This window comes from Pseudomonas sp. S06B 330 (genome assembly GCF_002845275.2).
In the GTDB taxonomy this organism is placed as follows: domain Bacteria; phylum Pseudomonadota; class Gammaproteobacteria; order Pseudomonadales; family Pseudomonadaceae; genus Aquipseudomonas.
In genome coordinates this window covers 3,723,661-3,738,354 of sequence record NZ_CP088149.1, presented here as the reverse complement: position 1 = coordinate 3,738,354, position 14,694 = coordinate 3,723,661, and the positions used below count along the sequence as shown (strand labels likewise).

General features: G+C 60.4%; 15 protein-coding genes and 3 pseudogenes. 7 read left to right on the top strand and 11 right to left on the bottom strand.

What is annotated here, in order from left to right; translation table 11 throughout:
* Positions 1–10: 10 nt before the first annotated feature.
* Positions 11–1,210 carry an amidohydrolase family protein gene (locus CX511_RS16600; RefSeq protein WP_101292177.1) on the bottom strand — a complete coding sequence of 400 codons (1,200 nt, stop codon included), beginning with the start codon at positions 1,208–1,210 and terminating at the stop codon, positions 11–13.
* Between the two features lie 163 nt (positions 1,211–1,373).
* Positions 1,374–1,469, bottom strand: a pseudogene (locus tag CX511_RS16595) (GntR family transcriptional regulator); the annotation flags it as partial.
* A 30-nt stretch (positions 1,470–1,499) separates the two neighbouring features.
* Between CX511_RS16595 and CX511_RS16590 the strand changes: the two are divergent.
* Positions 1,500–1,787: pseudogene (locus CX511_RS16590) on the top strand (aspartate/glutamate racemase family protein); the annotation flags it as partial.
* A 28-nt stretch (positions 1,788–1,815) separates the two neighbouring features.
* Here CX511_RS16590 and CX511_RS16585 read toward each other — a convergent pair.
* The 5 genes and pseudogenes from CX511_RS16585 to CX511_RS16565 form a co-directional block, all read right to left on the bottom strand.
* Positions 1,816–2,700, bottom strand: a complete 885-nt coding sequence (locus CX511_RS16585) for a ChaN family lipoprotein (RefSeq protein WP_101292178.1) — start codon at positions 2,698–2,700, stop codon at positions 1,816–1,818.
* Positions 2,701–2,757: 57 nt separating this feature from the next.
* Positions 2,758–2,961 (bottom strand): annotated as a pseudogene (locus CX511_RS16580) (heme ABC transporter ATP-binding protein); the annotation flags it as partial.
* A 164-nt stretch (positions 2,962–3,125) separates the two neighbouring features.
* Complete coding sequence (locus tag CX511_RS16575) at positions 3,126–3,374, bottom strand: hypothetical protein (protein ID WP_177409673.1); 249 nt, start codon at positions 3,372–3,374, stop codon at positions 3,126–3,128.
* A 504-nt stretch (positions 3,375–3,878) separates the two neighbouring features.
* The gene (locus tag CX511_RS16570) at positions 3,879–5,219 is read right to left on the bottom strand and encodes an ATP-binding protein (RefSeq protein ID WP_045188256.1); all 1,341 of its coding nucleotides are present in this window, start codon (positions 5,217–5,219) and stop codon (positions 3,879–3,881) included.
* Positions 5,216–5,926 carry a response regulator gene (locus CX511_RS16565; RefSeq protein WP_045188254.1) on the bottom strand — a complete coding sequence of 237 codons (711 nt, stop codon included), beginning with the start codon at positions 5,924–5,926 and terminating at the stop codon, positions 5,216–5,218. Before CX511_RS16565 ends, CX511_RS16570 begins: the two co-directional genes overlap by 4 nt.
* A 164-nt stretch (positions 5,927–6,090) precedes the next feature.
* Here CX511_RS16565 and CX511_RS16560 point away from each other — a divergent pair, with 164 nt between their 5' ends.
* Both CX511_RS16560 and CX511_RS16555 read left to right on the top strand, forming a co-directional pair.
* Complete coding sequence (locus tag CX511_RS16560) at positions 6,091–6,414, top strand: hypothetical protein (protein WP_045188252.1); 324 nt, start codon at positions 6,091–6,093, stop codon at positions 6,412–6,414.
* On the top strand, positions 6,407–7,114 hold the full coding sequence (locus tag CX511_RS16555) for a DUF3313 domain-containing protein (RefSeq protein ID WP_045188250.1): 708 nt from the start codon (positions 6,407–6,409) through the stop codon (positions 7,112–7,114). Before CX511_RS16560 ends, CX511_RS16555 begins: the two co-directional genes overlap by 8 nt.
* On the opposite strand, the gene CX511_RS16550 is transcribed toward CX511_RS16555, so the two are convergent.
* Positions 7,086–8,915 (bottom strand): SLC13 family permease, encoded by a 1,830-nt coding sequence (locus CX511_RS16550; RefSeq protein WP_101292179.1) that lies wholly within the window; start codon positions 8,913–8,915, stop codon positions 7,086–7,088. The two genes, CX511_RS16555 and CX511_RS16550, sit on opposite strands and share 29 nt — an antisense overlap.
* Positions 8,916–9,034: 119 nt before the next feature.
* Positions 9,035–9,688: an SOS response-associated peptidase gene (locus tag CX511_RS16545; protein ID WP_101292180.1), complete on the bottom strand. Its 654-nt coding sequence runs from the start codon at positions 9,686–9,688 to the stop codon at positions 9,035–9,037.
* 111 nt (positions 9,689–9,799) lie between these two features.
* On the opposite strand from CX511_RS16545, the gene CX511_RS16540 reads away from it, so the two are divergent.
* From CX511_RS16540 to CX511_RS16525, 4 genes are read left to right on the top strand one after another with little or no spacing between them, the layout of a single operon-like run.
* Positions 9,800–10,990, top strand: a complete 1,191-nt coding sequence (locus tag CX511_RS16540; protein WP_045188244.1) for an NAD(P)/FAD-dependent oxidoreductase — start codon at positions 9,800–9,802, stop codon at positions 10,988–10,990.
* A 26-nt stretch (positions 10,991–11,016) separates the two neighbouring features.
* On the top strand, positions 11,017–11,382 hold the full coding sequence (locus tag CX511_RS16535) for a DUF1641 domain-containing protein (RefSeq protein ID WP_045188242.1): 366 nt from the start codon (positions 11,017–11,019) through the stop codon (positions 11,380–11,382).
* A gap of 22 nt (positions 11,383–11,404) precedes the next feature.
* Positions 11,405–12,226 (top strand): methyltransferase domain-containing protein, encoded by an 822-nt coding sequence (locus tag CX511_RS16530; protein WP_045188240.1) that lies wholly within the window; start codon positions 11,405–11,407, stop codon positions 12,224–12,226.
* A 60-nt stretch (positions 12,227–12,286) separates the two neighbouring features.
* A complete protein-coding gene (locus tag CX511_RS16525) occupies positions 12,287–12,637 on the top strand; it encodes a hypothetical protein (protein WP_101292181.1) in 351 nt (116 codons plus the stop codon).
* A gap of 3 nt (positions 12,638–12,640) precedes the next feature.
* On the opposite strand, the gene CX511_RS16520 is transcribed toward CX511_RS16525, so the two are convergent.
* A complete protein-coding gene (locus CX511_RS16520; protein ID WP_045188236.1) occupies positions 12,641–13,339 on the bottom strand; it encodes a YoaK family protein in 699 nt (232 codons plus the stop codon).
* Between the two features lie 30 nt (positions 13,340–13,369).
* Positions 13,370–14,452 (bottom strand): helix-turn-helix domain-containing protein, encoded by a 1,083-nt coding sequence (locus CX511_RS16515; RefSeq protein WP_045188234.1) that lies wholly within the window; start codon positions 14,450–14,452, stop codon positions 13,370–13,372.
* Between the last annotated feature and the right edge of the window lie 242 nt (positions 14,453–14,694).

The following is a 14,694-nucleotide window of genomic DNA, read 5'->3' as shown; positions in this document are numbered from 1 at the left end:
TGAGTGCTACTCAGGCGCGGCGGATATCGAACTGCAGCCCGACGGGCGCATCCAGCAACTGCCCGCGGCGGACCATCCGCCGCTCGGCGGGGGCCGCGGCAACGGCAGCGGCGCCGTTGTCGGCCTTGAGCACGATAAAGGTCGCGTCATTGCCCACCATCAGCCCGTAGTCTTTTTTCTCTATGGCTGCCGCGCCTGCCGAGGTGGCCATGGCCAGGGCTACATTCAGCGCTTCATCGCTGTAAAAGCCCGAACGGTAGCCAATCAGCATGGCGCGCTGGAGCATGTCAGCGTTACCGTAGGGCCACCAGGCATCGCGAATATTGTCGTTACCGGCAAATACATTCACCCCCGCAGCGCGCAGGCGAAGGATCGGTGGGAAGTCATGATCACCGGGGGCATTGGTCATGATCGAGACCCGGGCTTGGGCAAGGCTTGCGGCGATGCGCTCAAGTACCTCTTCAGTCACCTGGCCAAGGGCATAGGCATGACTGACACTCACACGCCCTTGCAGACCGGCGGCGCAGGTGCGTTCGGCGATCCGTTGCAGCTGTACAACACCTTGCAGGCCCGGCTCGTGCAAGTGGATGTCGACCTTAACACCATGCCGTTCGGCAATCCCGAAGACCACCTCCAGCTGACCTTCGGCATCACCGTCAAGGGTGGTCGGATCGATGCCGCCGATCACCTCGGCGCCGTCGCGAATGGCCGCTTCCAGTACGTCAGCGGTACCCGGGCAGGACATCACCCCGGCCTGAGGAAAGGCTACCAACTCAATGTCGACGATACCGCGCCATTTCTCCCGTGCCTCCATCACCGCATGCAGGTTGCTCAGGCCGGTGGTGGCATCGACATCGACATGGCTGCGCATGGCTACGGTGCCGAACGACACCGCCTGGGCGATCAAGGCGTCGGCGCGCTCGACGATTGAGGGGGCCAGAGCCAGCTCACGCTTTTCCACGGCCAAGCGCTCACGCAGACTGCCGACTGATTGATGCGGATGCCAGCGGTCACCGACAAAACTCTTGTCCAGGTGGATATGGCCGTCGACGAAGCCGGGCAGTAGCAGATGCCCCGCCAGATCAATGCGTTCTACGCCTTCAAGGGGGCCGAAGTCGGCACCCAGGTGAGCGATACGGCCATCGACGACGGCCAGAGATAGGGGGCTGCCGTCGGCAGCGACGGCATTGACGAATACGCGATCAAACATTTCACGACCTCTTGGGGGAGGCTGCACACCCTACAAAAAGCCTGCGGCTATCGGCCAATTAAATATTGGGATCGATAGTAGTGTTTTTATGAATGCTGCGAGGAGCTCGATTATTAACATCAGCCAAGCAGGTGTTTGAGCGGACGGTAATCGGCCTTCAGCGATATAGCGAACCGCGTTCGATCAGTTTACGGAACCAGTCCATCAGCACCGGGTTGTCGAGTACCTCGGCCAGGCGCAGATGGAATTCGCCCAGCAGCGTCCCGTCCCGCACAAGGAACTGACTGATGTGGAGCGGGTACTGACCTACGACCAGCCGTATGACGCGGTAATCCAGGCCGGTTACGGCGAACATGGGCGTGAAGGCTTGCAGGAATTGCTCAATGTGCCGGTGATCACTGAAGCAGCGGCCAGCGTTGCCATGCTGTTGGGTCAAAGCTACTCGATGGTCACCACACTGGACCGTACGGTGCCGCTGATCGAGGATCGCTTGAAGCTGACGGGGCTGGATAGCCGTTGTGCCTCAGTGCGCGCCAGTGGCCTGGCGGTGCTGGAACTGGAAGAAGATCCCGAGCGGGAATCGAGGCAGTGGTGTGGCAGTCAGCTCAGCGGCGCAGTTGTGCGCAGTGGTCCTGCTCCGGTTGGGCTGCGGTGTACCATACGTAATCGGCACGCTCGGCGGTCACCGTCTTGCCGACTTCGGCCAGAATCAGCACTTGATTACCTTCATCAGCCCCCAGGTCGCTCAGGTGCAGCGGCACCCCCAGATCCTTGCGCACATGGAAGGCCCCCGCCAGCAACACTGCAGGTGTTGGTGCGGCCAGCAGGCGTTCGGCCATGCGTCGGTCACGCTGTTGTTGCACGGCGAGCATGGCTGGCATTTGCGTTTCGGGCAACAGGCCGCAGTGGGACTGGCGAATGTCATCGAGCAGTGTGGCTTGCACCGCAGGGCGAGTCGACGCCGAGCCTTCGAGCACGGGGCGCTGCTTGTAGATCTGCATGATCTGCGCCCGGTTGAGGTTCGCCGACAGCAATGGATACGGCTGGCGCAGGGCGTAGGTAACCAGCGGCCCGTACAGGCTCCAGTCCCAATTGGCCTGCCAGGCCAGGGCCTGGAACGGATCGCTTGGCTGTTGACCTGCACGGGTCGCCACTTGCGCTGCATCGACCTTGGTCTGCTGATCGGGGTTGACCATCTCCATCAGCAGGCTGCCTTGTGGTCGCTGGCTGGCCAGTTCGCGCAGCAGCCACAGCTCGATAGCGTGGTGATCAGGGTTGTCGTGTTGTTCGCCGACCAGCACCCGTGGTGCAGCGGCCAGGCGTTCGATCAGTTGTTGTGGGGTCAGGGTACGGCCGGTGGCCAGTTCGCGGATCATTCCCAGTTCGGCGTGATCGCGCCCTTGTGTGGCAATCGCTGCCGGGGGTGGCAGTACCTCGTGGGTTTGGCAGGCCGCCAATAGGCTGAGCAGGCAGAGCAGCAAAACACGCATCGGGATTCCTTGCTAAAGAGTTGTCCCTCGTTCAGTGCTGAGCGAGGCGAGGTGGCGTTAGCGTGCGATGATCAGGGGATCGCCGCATTCCGGGTGCTGGTGAATGAGCACTTGCAGTCTATACACCTGCGTTAGCGCATCGGCGGTGAGTACCTTAGCCGGTGGGCCATAGGCGTGGGGTAAGCCATCCTGCAACAACAGTAGTTGATCGCAATAGCGTGCGGCCAGGTTGAGGTTGCGGAGAATCCCCAGCATCGCGGCAGGTGACCGGGTAAGTGTGATCAACGGCGGTCTGGGCCGATTGACTCCGCTAGGGCGTTATGCAGGCGTCAATGTGGTTTGGGCGATCTGATTGCGTCAATGGCCGCGCTGCCCTGCAAGGGGCGAGCGCGGCTTGAACGGCTCAGTTGATGGGGGGATGACGATCAATCGTCATCGTCGTCATCATCCCGGTCGCGACGGCGGTCATTGTCGTAGTAGCGATAGCGATCGTCGTCGCGATAGCGTTTGTTGTATTTGTGGTTGTCGCGGTCATCGCGGTCGTCGTCCCAATCGCGGGAGTAGCGATGGTCGCGGTCCCAGCGATGATCGTCGCGGTCGTAGTCGTGGTAGTAGCAGCCGGAGGTGGCCAGGACCGTGGCGATCACGGCGAATCGGGTCAGATGTTTCAGCACTGTGGTTCCTTGATCCGCACAGCGGTAGGGAGGGTACAGGCTCAGACCATGAATTGGGTTTTTTGTTTCGCCTGGGGTGCTGGGTGTTTAGAGGGTGAACAGGACTTGTCCCCTGACAACGGACGCTATCGCGGGCAGGCTCGCTGACGAATTGTGGGAGCCGGTCTTGCCGGCGATGGTATCGACGCCGTGTCAGTTGCTGCGCGGTGTCTTCATCGCTGGCAAGACCAGCTCCCACAAGAGCAGTGCAACACCTCGCTCTGCTCTGCTCGGTACTGCACTGCTCTTGATCTTCATACGCGCCAGTTCAGGCGCCGTAGACTGCGACTTCAGGACGCCGCGTGGTCCGGAAGGGGCCAGCAACGTCGCCGCATCGAATGGATGAGCGCCCAATCCCAATACCCAAAAAAAAGGCCCACACGAGGTGGGCCAAAACAACGTTCTGAAGGGAAGAAGCCCTACAATAGAGGTCTGCCGTTAACTGGGCATTAACGGTAATTGCGATCAGTCATTGACCCGCGGCAACTCGATACGTGCCAACAAGCCACCGCCAGGCGGATTGCGCAGCGTCAACTCGCCGCCTTGTTCGCGAATCGCCGTGCGTGCAGACGGCAAGCCGAGACCGACACCACCGGTGTCGCGATTGCGCGAGCTCTCCAGGCGAAAGAACGGCACAAACACCTCTTCCAGTGCCGAATCCGGGATCCCAGGACCTTGATCACGCACCTCGATGAACAGGCTGTGGGCGTTGCTACTCAGGCGAATCGCTGGGGAGTGGGCGTACTTGACCGCATTGTCTATCAGGTTTGTAACTGCCCGCTTCAAGCCCAGCGGTCGACCGAGGTACACGACGTTTGCAGGTCCTTCGAAGTCGACAGCAATCTGTTGGTCGCGGTAGTCGTCGACCAAGGTTTGCAGCAGCTCGGCCAGGTCGAAGGGCGTGGTGGTTTCCAGACGTGTTTCGTCGCGAAAGAAGCTCAGGGCCGAATTGATCATGCTCTGCATTTCATCGACATCACGAAACAGCTTGCGCTGTTGCTCGGCATCTTCGATGAACTCGCCACGCAGGCGCATACGCGTGAGCGGCGCACGCAAGTCGTGGGAAATAGCGGCAAGCATTTGCGTGCGCTCAGCAATGAAATGCTGGATCTGCGCCTGCATGGTATTGAATGCGGTGATCGCCTGGCGCAGTTCATGGGGGCCTTCCGGGCGGATCGGTGGAGCGCGCAGATCACTGCCAAAACGCCGCGCGGCGCGGGCGAATCGCTGCAGGGGACCGGCCAGCTGCCGGGTGCCGATCCAGGCCACCAATAACGCCGCGATCAGTGCCAACACGCCGATAATGGTAAAGCGCATACCGGAACTCAAGCCCCAACTGCGGTACGGCGGGGTGAAGTCCAGCCAACTGCCGTCGGCCAATTGCATCACCAGTTTGTAGTGCGCCTCGGGGCTGTCTTCGGGCCAGTCGGCAGGCTGGAAGCCTTCCATATGGCGCGGACGATTGGCCAGTAACAGACGAAACTCCGGCACGGCATCGACGTCGATTGATTCGCCGCGGCCGGGTAGGGCGAGGGCGTCGCGTTGCGCGCTCCAGTGCACCTGCAACATGGGGTTGCTCGCAGCACGGGCCAGTGGCTCGCGCTGTTCCACCGGGGCTGCCTCCAGCATACGGGTGGTGACGGCAATCTGCTCGAGCAGGCCGGTCTGGCTTAACGGCGGTCGCGCCCAGACCCCGGCCAACTGCACGAACAAAATGTTCAACGCTACCGAGATCAGCATCGCGGCAATGATGGTCAGGGCAATGCGCCGACTAATACCGTCGCGGCGCAGGTCCAGGCGACTCATGAGCGGCTGACCTTGGCGTCGAACAGGTAGCCGCCATTGCGTACGGTGCGGATCAGTGCCGGGCGCTTGCTGTCCGGTTCGATTTTGCGCCGCAGGCGGCTGACCTGCACATCGATGCTGCGGTCGTAGGCCTCATGACCCTGACCACGGGCCAGATCAATCAGCTGCTCGCGGGTGAGGATCCGTTGCGGGTGTTCAAGAAACACCAGTAACAAATCAAATTCACCGGCAGAGAGCGGCACCATCACCCCCTGCGGCGTGCGCAGTTCACGGCGGGTCACATCCAATTGCCAATCGTCGAAGCGGATCACTGGACGGGTTTCTTCGCCCAGGCTGCGCACCTGCTCGCCAGCGCGACGCTGCACGGCCCGCAGGCGGGCGAGCAGTTCGCGGGCATCGAAGGGCTTGCCCAGGTAATCATCGGCGCCCAGCTCCAGGCCGACAATTCTGTCGCTCAGCTCGTCCATGGCGGTGAGCATGATGATCGGGATACCGGTACTGCTGCGCAGTTTCTGACACAGGCTCAGGCCGCTTTCACCGGGCAGCATCAGGTCGAGAATGATGATGTCCGGGCGCTGCTGCTCGATGGCCGCCCACATTGCCGTGCCGTTGGCTGCCAGGTCGACCTCGTAGCCATGCATGACAAAGAATTTCTTCAGCAGGGCACAAATTTCCACATCGTCATCGACGATCAGCAGTCTGCTCACGTTGGGGTCCAGTGGGGCATGAAAAGTGCGTATCTAAAACCATTCTGCGCTGCTGGTCATATATTTCAATCCCGCAATAATCCTGCAAGCCCGACACAAAGCGGACATCTGCCAGCAAAAGCCCTGGGGCATCCTGAGGGCAGTTCAAACCAAGGGAATTTTCCATGCCGGCACAACCTCCAATAGACGGCCTCGACTGCAGCCAATCCCTGACCCTCGATCTGCGCACCCAGGATCTGTGGCGCAATTCGTTGCTCAGCTATCAGGATTCGCGCCTGGAGCTGTGCAGCGACGCTACGCATATGATTTTGAGTCATTACTTCGAGCGTTTCAGCCCCAACAACAGCCAATGGATGGAATACAGCTATAAAGTACCACTGGCCGAATTGGTGCATTGGATCATGGCTAATGGCCAATTGAGCGTCGACCGTTCCGGCAGTGCCCCTAGGGCGGTGCGCCAGCAGAACGGGAGCAGCCGTCATGCGTAAACAACTCTTCGCACCGGCACTGTGCCTGTCCTTGTTGATGGTTGGCTGCAGCCAGAACCGAGTGTCGCCCAAAGAATATTCCGGCTTCTTGCGCAACTACGACCAGTTGAGTGAGCAGAAAACCGCCTCGGGCGATTCGGTGTTGCGCTGGGTCAGTCCTAAGTTGAACATGGACCGCTACACCCAGGTATACATCGCGCCAAGCCAGTTCTACCCAACGCCCAAGGCCAGCGCGCAGATCCCGGCGTCGACGCTGACGGCGGTGACCACCTATTACGATGCGGCGCTCAAGCGTGAGCTGAGCAAGGTCCTCAACCTGGTCGAACAGCCTGGTCCGAACACCCTGATCATTCGCCCGGCAATTACCTCAGTCGCGGCTCACACTCAGTCACTGCACTTTTATGAGTACCTGCCGGTGACCTTGGTGGCTGCTGGGGTCAGCACAGCTGTCGGCATTCGCGATCTGGACAGCGTTATTGCCACCGAAGCGGCCTTCCTCGATGGCGGCAGCCGCACCGTGGTCGCCGAAGTGGTACGTAAAGGCACCGGCCTGCCGCTGGAGAACGACGAGCAGGTCATGACCGCCGAGAATCTCAAGTTGGTACTGGATGGCTGGGCCCAGGACTGGCGCGTGGCTGCCGATAACCTCAAGCAACACAAGATCAGTGCTACTACAGGGCAAATATCCACGGCACCATGAACACGCTGACCACCATCACCAGCAAGGTGAACGGTACGCCGACTTTAACGAAGTCGGCAAAGCGGTACTGACCCGGACCGAGCACCAAGGTGTTTACCGGTGAGGAGACCGGCGTCATGAACGCCGCAGAAGCCGCCAAAGCAACAATCATGGCGAAGGGGTAGGGCGAGGCGCCCAACTGTTCAGCGGTACTGATTGCCACAGGGGCCATCAGTACTGCGGTCGCCGTGTTGGAGATGAACAGGCCGATGATCGCGGTGATGGCGAACAGGCACGCGAGGATCATGTACGGCCCGGCGTCGCCGAGCACCTGCACCAGGCCATTGACTGCCAGGGCGATACCGCCGGTTTTCTGCAAGGCCAAGGCAAACGGCAGCATGCCAACGATCAGCACCAGGCTCTGCCAGTGGATCGCGCGGTAGGCGCTGTTCATGTCGATGCAGCGCCCGGCCCCCATCAACAGGCAGGCAATCAGCGCGGCGATTACATTCGGCACCACACCGCTGATCATCAGGCCGACCATTACCGCCAGGCTGATCAATGCATAGGGTGCCTGGTTCAAGGCCGGTGCGACGTTGTCGACTTCGGCCGGCAAGCTCAACACCAGAAAATCCTTGGGCTGCGCTTGCAACTGACGCACGGCCTTCCACGGTCCGATCACCAACAGAGTGTCGCCGAGCTTGAGCTTTTCTTCCACCAACTGTTCCTCAATCGCGCTCTGACCGCGGCGCAGGCCGACCACGTTCAGGCCCCAACGGTTGCGAAAATTGAGGTCCAGGACACTTTTGCCGATCAACTGCGAGCCGGGCACCACCGCCACTTCGGCCATGCCTACGGCGTGGGATTGATCGATGAAATAAGCCGCCTTGAAGTGCAGCGGTTCGAGCTTCATGCGCTGGCACAGGCTGCGCAGGTCGTCGCGAGGGGCGAACATATCGAGCAGCAACACGTCACCTTCGTGCACCGTGGTGCTGGAATCGGGACTGATCACCCGAGTGCTGAACTTGTGCTGCCGTTCGATGCCCACTACGTTGGCGCCATGCACCGTGCGCAACTTCAGATCACTTAGGCTGTGGCCAATCAAGGGGGAACCGGGGCGCACCCGCAAGCGTCGTTCACGACCGGCGAGCTTGTAGTCAATGATCAGGTCGAGCAGGGTACGGCGGGTTTGCGCAGTACCGTCCTTGCGCACTTCACCACTGAGCCAGTGGCGGGTCAGCAGCATATAGCCGATGCCCAGAACCAGGATCACCAGACCGAACGGGGTAAAGCTGAAAAAGCTGAAACCGGCTTCACCGTGGCGCACCAGTTCACTGTGCACCACCACGTTGGGCGGTGTGGCGACCAGGCTGAGCATGCCACTGATCAAACCGGCGAAACTCAGCGGCATCATCAAACGGCTGGGTGAGACCTTCATGCGCGCGGCAATGCTCAGCACCACCGGAATGAAAATGGCGACCACCCCGGTAGAGCTCATCACCGACCCTAGCCCGGCGACGCAGACCATCAACAGCACCAGCAAACGCACTTCGCTGTTGCCGGCGCGATCAGCCATCCACTCGCCAATGCGGTAGGCAATACCGGTGCGCACCAGCCCTTCACCGATCACAAACAGCGCGGCAATCAGCACCACGTTGGGGTCGCTGAAACCGGCCAGGGCTTCCTGGACGCTGAGAATCCCGGTCAGCGGCAGCGCGACAATCACCAGCAACGCCACCACATCCATGCGTGGTCGGTTGGCGATAAACAGGGCCACGCAGGTAAACAGCAGGCCAAGGACCAAGAGCAACTCGTCGTTCATGCAATCTTCCTGATATCTGAAGGCGTAGAGTCTGGCAGAAAGCGTATTGCCGTTTGTTGATTTAATGCAGGGCTGTTGCCACCGCGCCGATGCCATCGCCAGCAAGACTAGCCCCACGATCAACTTACTGGCCGCAACAACTCACTACCCTGGTTACGCACATTGCCCACCGCCTTATTGACCCGAAACCAGCTGAACGCCTCTGACGGCTCACACAGATTAAGCAGCATCTGTTCAGCCTCAGCTTTCTCACCCTCGGGGTTCAACCAGGCCCTGGCCAGGGCGGGTGAGAACACCACCGGTCGCCGATCATGGACATCGACCATGCCGCCAACACTGTCAGCGGTAATGATGACAAAGCCATCGTCGTCGCCCACACCCCATTGACCAATGCCGGCACAGAACACCGGCAGACCGTCACAACGATGAATGTAGAAGGGCTGCTTTTTTGCCTCACCTTCGTCGACCCATTCAAACCAGCCATCGACCGGCACGATCAATCGGTGCCCCCAGATCGCCCGAAAAAACGGCGAATGCGCGACTTTTTCCAACCGTGCATTGATCGGCGCTGCCCGGTCACGGGCCCAGTGTGGGCGCCAGCCCCAGCGCAACCAGTGAGCCCGTTGAGGCGTGAACACTGCCACAGGGGTACTCGGAGCGACGTTGTAGTGCGCCAAGGCCTGCTCGCCGATTTCGTTGGCCCAGGCACCGGGCATGCTCAGGGCGTCGACGAAGTCGCGGATGCCGTGGTACTGGCTCAGTCTTCCACACATGGGGTTGCCCCGCGATCAGGGATATAGCGAAGGGTTATTGGCTTATGGGCGAAACTTCCCTTAACTATAGCCATTGATGTTGTAAGGTTTTGTTCGCAGGGAAGCGGATCTATGGCAAAGCATATTCTCATCGTAGGCGGTGGTGTTGGCGGCACCATGCTCGCCAATCAACTGGTCAGCAAACTCTATCCAGAGATTCTACGTGATCAGGTGCGCATCACCTTGCTGTCAAATTCACCGGATCACTACTACAAGCCGGCGTTCATGTATGTGGCGTTCAACCTGTTCTTCCAGGAAGACTTAAAACGCCCTGAGCGGTCCTTGCTGCGCCCGGAAATTGATTTTCAGGTTGAGCACGTAAGCCGTTTCGATTTCACTGGGCAGACCCTGCACACACGGTCCGGCAAGCGCTTTGGCTATGATTTTCTGGTGATCGCCACCGGTTGCGTACCGGCCCCCGAACGCATCGAAGGTTTGCAGCAGGGCGGGGATCACTTCTACCAGTACGAACCCGCACGGCAATTGGCCCAGCGCCTGGCCAGTATCGAGAGGGGGCGAATCTTCATCACCGTATCCTTTCCGCAAACCCCCAATGTGCCGCATCAGTGCGGTATTGCGCCGGTGGAAACCACACTGATGCTTGACGACTATCTGCGCCGGCGTGGGGTGCGCGACAAGGTCGAGATCATCTACACCTACCCAACCACCGCACAGCTGCTGCGCAACTGTTTGTTCCTGCAGCGGCCCACTGGCGAAGTTCTGCCGAACCTCTTTGCCCAGAAGAACATCAAGTTTCAGCGCGGATTTACCCTGGGTAAGGTCGACCCCGAGCAGCGCATCGCCTACTCAGAAGAAGGCGCTGCGCAGCCCTACGACATTCTCATGGCCACGCCACCGATTCGGGCGGTGGACGCGGTGCTGGAAAGTGGTGCATCGCAGGCGGCGAACAACGAAGGGTGGCTGCCAACCAACCATGAAACCTTGCAGGTGTATGGCCTGCAAGGGGTGTATGTGATTGGCGACACGGTCGATCTGCCGGTCAGCAAGGCCGGCGGTGCCTGCCACAATCAGGCACCGGTGATAGCGGACAACATTGCTGGCGAAATTCGCTTGGGCACCACCGTGGCGGTGTATGACGGCAAAGTCCAGGCCACTGCGCAAATGGGCTTGAACGCCGGTATGCCATTGATCTATGACTACCGTCACGACGTGCTGCCGACGCCGCCAACCAAGCTGGGTGGCCTGCTCAGAAATGGATTCAACCGTGGCCTGTACTGGGCCGTGGCCCGCGGCATGCTGTGACCCGACGTTGAGAGGAACAAGTAGACATGGAAGTGACTGATACACTCGCCGTGCAGGGCGGAAATCCGGGCTTAGAGGCCTTGTTGGATAAACTCCAACCCTTGCTCGAGGGCGGACGCCTGGACAACCTGGTCGACCTGGCGTCGCTGCTATCTGACCTGGTTGATCTGCTCGATGCGGCGATGGTTGAGAAACTGTCGGTGCAGTTCGAGCAAGCCACCGCGCTGTCCTGGAACCTTGGCAATGCCATCCGCCTGGCCAAGGCGCAGACTCGCAAGGAAATCGAGCCCCCCAATTTATATGGCCTGCTGTCGCTGCTGCGAGCGCCACACACCCGTCGTGGTATGGCCCTGATGCTCAGGGTATTGAATGCCATTGGCCGTCAGGAATGATTGTTTGCAAAGGACTGCAACCATGCTTACCAAACCCCGCACCCGTGCGTCTGGCGGTAACGGCGCCTGGGACCCTGAGAGTTATCTGCAATTTGCCCGGCTGCGTGAGCGGCCAGTGCTCGAACTGCTCGAGCACCTGCCGGAGCAGACACCCGAGTGCATCTACGACCTGGGCTGCGGCACGGGCATCGCCACGCGGCTGCTGGCCGAGCGTTGGCCTCGGGCCGAGCTGTTCGGTATCGACAGCTCGGTTGAGATGCTTGAACAAGCCCTGGCGTTGCCGATCAAGGTCAACTGGCTGAATGTCGATGTCAGCCAGTGGCAGGCGCAAAAGCCGGCCAATCTGCTGTTTGCCGCCGCCGTACTGCACTTTATCGAAGACCATGAGCGCCTGTTGCCACGCTTGCTGGCACAACTGCAGGTGGGTGGTTGCCTGGCCGTACACATGCCTAACTGGTGTGACGCACCTTGGTATCAGTTGATGCTGCGCGCCTTGAGCGAACCCGGGCCGAGTGGTCAGCCGCTGGGCACGTTGGCGCTGCGCAAATTCATGGCGTCGCGCAATGTGCTGTCGCTGGACAGCTATTACCGTCTGCTGGCACCCCTGACCCGCGAGCTGGATATCTGGGAAACCGAGCATCTGCAGGTGGTCGAAGGCAATTCGCCGATCTTCGACTGGGTCAAGGTTTCGGCCCTGCGTCCGGTGCTCAGCGCCCTGGACGATGGCGAGCGAGAGCTGTTCCTTGGCAAGTACCTGAAGCTGTTGCACAACCACTACCCACCGGAGGAGGACGGTCGCACCCTGTTTCCGTTCAAGCGCATCTTTATCATCGCCACCGTGTGAGGCGCGGGTGTTGGCGGCCCGGCAATGATACAGTCGGCTTTTTTCCGACGAGGGTGTGTCATGCGGGTAGTAATGGTGATGGTCGCTGCAGCACTGTTGGCCGGGTGTGCCTCTTCGGCCATGGAAGCAGCACGCACCAAGGCGCCGACCAAGCATTTTACGTCGAGCAAACCGGCTGACCGTGTTGCCCAGTGCATCCAGTTCGGCTGGCAGGATGAAGCGGTATTTGGCGTCGATGCCAGTGGCTACCTGGAACCGGGCAAGCAGGGTGGCTTTACGGTTTACACCCGTGAGGCGGAATCCTTCGCGGATATCCAGCCGCAAGGTGTAAGCAGCACAGTCAGCTATTACGCGCAAAAGGACGACAGCGTCGCCCTGCGGCGCATGGCGGCCCTGGCCACCTGCCTGTAACGGCTAGCGGGGCATGTAGCCCAGTTGCCAGCGCCGGGGGATCTTCAACGAGATCAGCCCCAGCGCGGCAGCGAGCAGGGCGCTGAACAGCAGCGCGGCCAGATCGAAGGCTTGCTCCAGCAATACCCCGGCAATGGCGCCAACGAACATCCCGGTCCAGGGAATCAGTTGCACCCGCCAGCCGTGCCGACGTTCACCCAGCAACGTCCGGCCAAGCCCGCGGCCAAAACGCGACAGCGCCCCAGTGACGTAGGTCAGGCCGATCGGCATGCCGTTCACTTCCTCGACCACCGCATTGATCATGCCCATGGCGATGACCGCAGCGACCAGTGCGGGCAATTGCCAGGCGAGTGGGAGCAAACCGGCCAGTGCCAGCAGGGCAGCGATAAGCGACAGCAGCGGCCATGGCCGGCGTCCGGTCAGGCGGGCAATCACTACACCCAGGGCATTGCCGAGCACAAAGGCCAGTAACACCAGGCCAATGCGCAACACCAACTCGACGTCACCTGCCCCCAACGATACCGCCAGGCGCGTAGTATTGCCGCTCATGAACGAGACAAAATCACCGGTGGCCATAAAGCCGATGGCATCGGTCATCCCGGCCAGAACCGACAGGGCGGCGACAAAATACAAGCCGACCTTGCCGCGCAACCGGGCTACCCGCAACGACCGGGCTGATAGAAAGGAAGAACCTGGCAGCATTCAGTACGCTCCCGATCAACGAGGGGTGACTCAGGCCTTTTGCGCCAACCTGGCTTCGAGCCCGGCGATGTGCGCTTCGAGGCGTTCGTGTTCGCAACGTTCGGCCGCGATGTCTTCGAACACACTGATCAGGTGTTCCGGCTCACCGTCTTCCCGGCGTTGCAGCGAGGTGCGCGCGCGTACCCAGATATAGCGGCCATCCTTGTGACGCACGCGCTTTTCAACCTCATAGCGGTCGATCTCGCCCGCCAGCATGCGCTGCAGCAATTGCAGGTTGGCGGGTAGATCGTCAGGGTGGGTCAGTTGCTGGAAGGTCATGGCGTAGAGCTCTTCGGCGCGGTAACCGAGCAGGTCGCAGAGGCTGCGGTTGACCCGCTGCCACGCGCCATTGGGATCAATGTACGCCAGAGCGCCCCAGGCCAGTTCGAAGATGGTGCGAAAGCGCTCTTCACTGTTGCGCAACTCGGCTTCAGCGACCATGCGCTGCGTGTTGTCCATGCTGATGCCGACCATCTTCACCGAGCGGCCGACGCTGTCGCGTACCACCGTGGCCCGGGAGGAAATCCAGCGCTGCTCGCCGTCGGGGCGGGTAATGCGGAAATCACACTCACAGCCGGTGCCGTCAGCCACTGCCTGAGCGTACAGCTGCTGCATGTGGTTGATGTCTTCCTCGGGCAGGTGCGCCCAGAAATCTTCATTGCGAGTGACTGGCCAGCCGTAGACCTGCTCGACGTTGGGCGAGTAGGTGACCTCGTCGCTGATCAGGTTCCATTCCCAGGTGACGATGCGCGCGCCTTCCTGGGCCAGCTTCATGCGTGTTTCGCTTTCCATGATCTCGGCGGTGTAGCGGCGGCGCAGGTCGGTCATCGGCAGCTCGACCACCTGATGCTGCTGGACGTTCTCCAGGGCCTCTTCGCCATAGCGCAGCCAGATCCAGTTGACCTTGAGAAAGTCGGCCAGCTTGCGCAGGTTGTCGTAGTCGATTTCGCCGCCACGGGTCCATTTGTGCACCGCCGTGCGCGAGATGCCCAAGGCCGTGCCCACGGCTTGCAGGGTCAGCTTGTGATGCTCGAGCAGTTCCTTGAGGCGGAAGGCGAAACTGTTTTCCAACATGGGCAGGTGTCCTGATCGGGGCCAAGAGCCTGTCAGTATACCTAAGCTGTCAACTTTTGGTTAACGGTAAAGCCAGGCGCTGGGCAAGCCTGCTTGTGGCTTGAGTGCCCCCTCAACTGACAGCCAGAAAGTACAGATGCATTTTAGGAAGCGTCTGACATCATTTCTTTGCCGCGCTTGGTAACTTTTCCGGGTGTTTACGCCAGCTCAAGCAGGATATGGCTTGGGTATCGTGTTTTTGT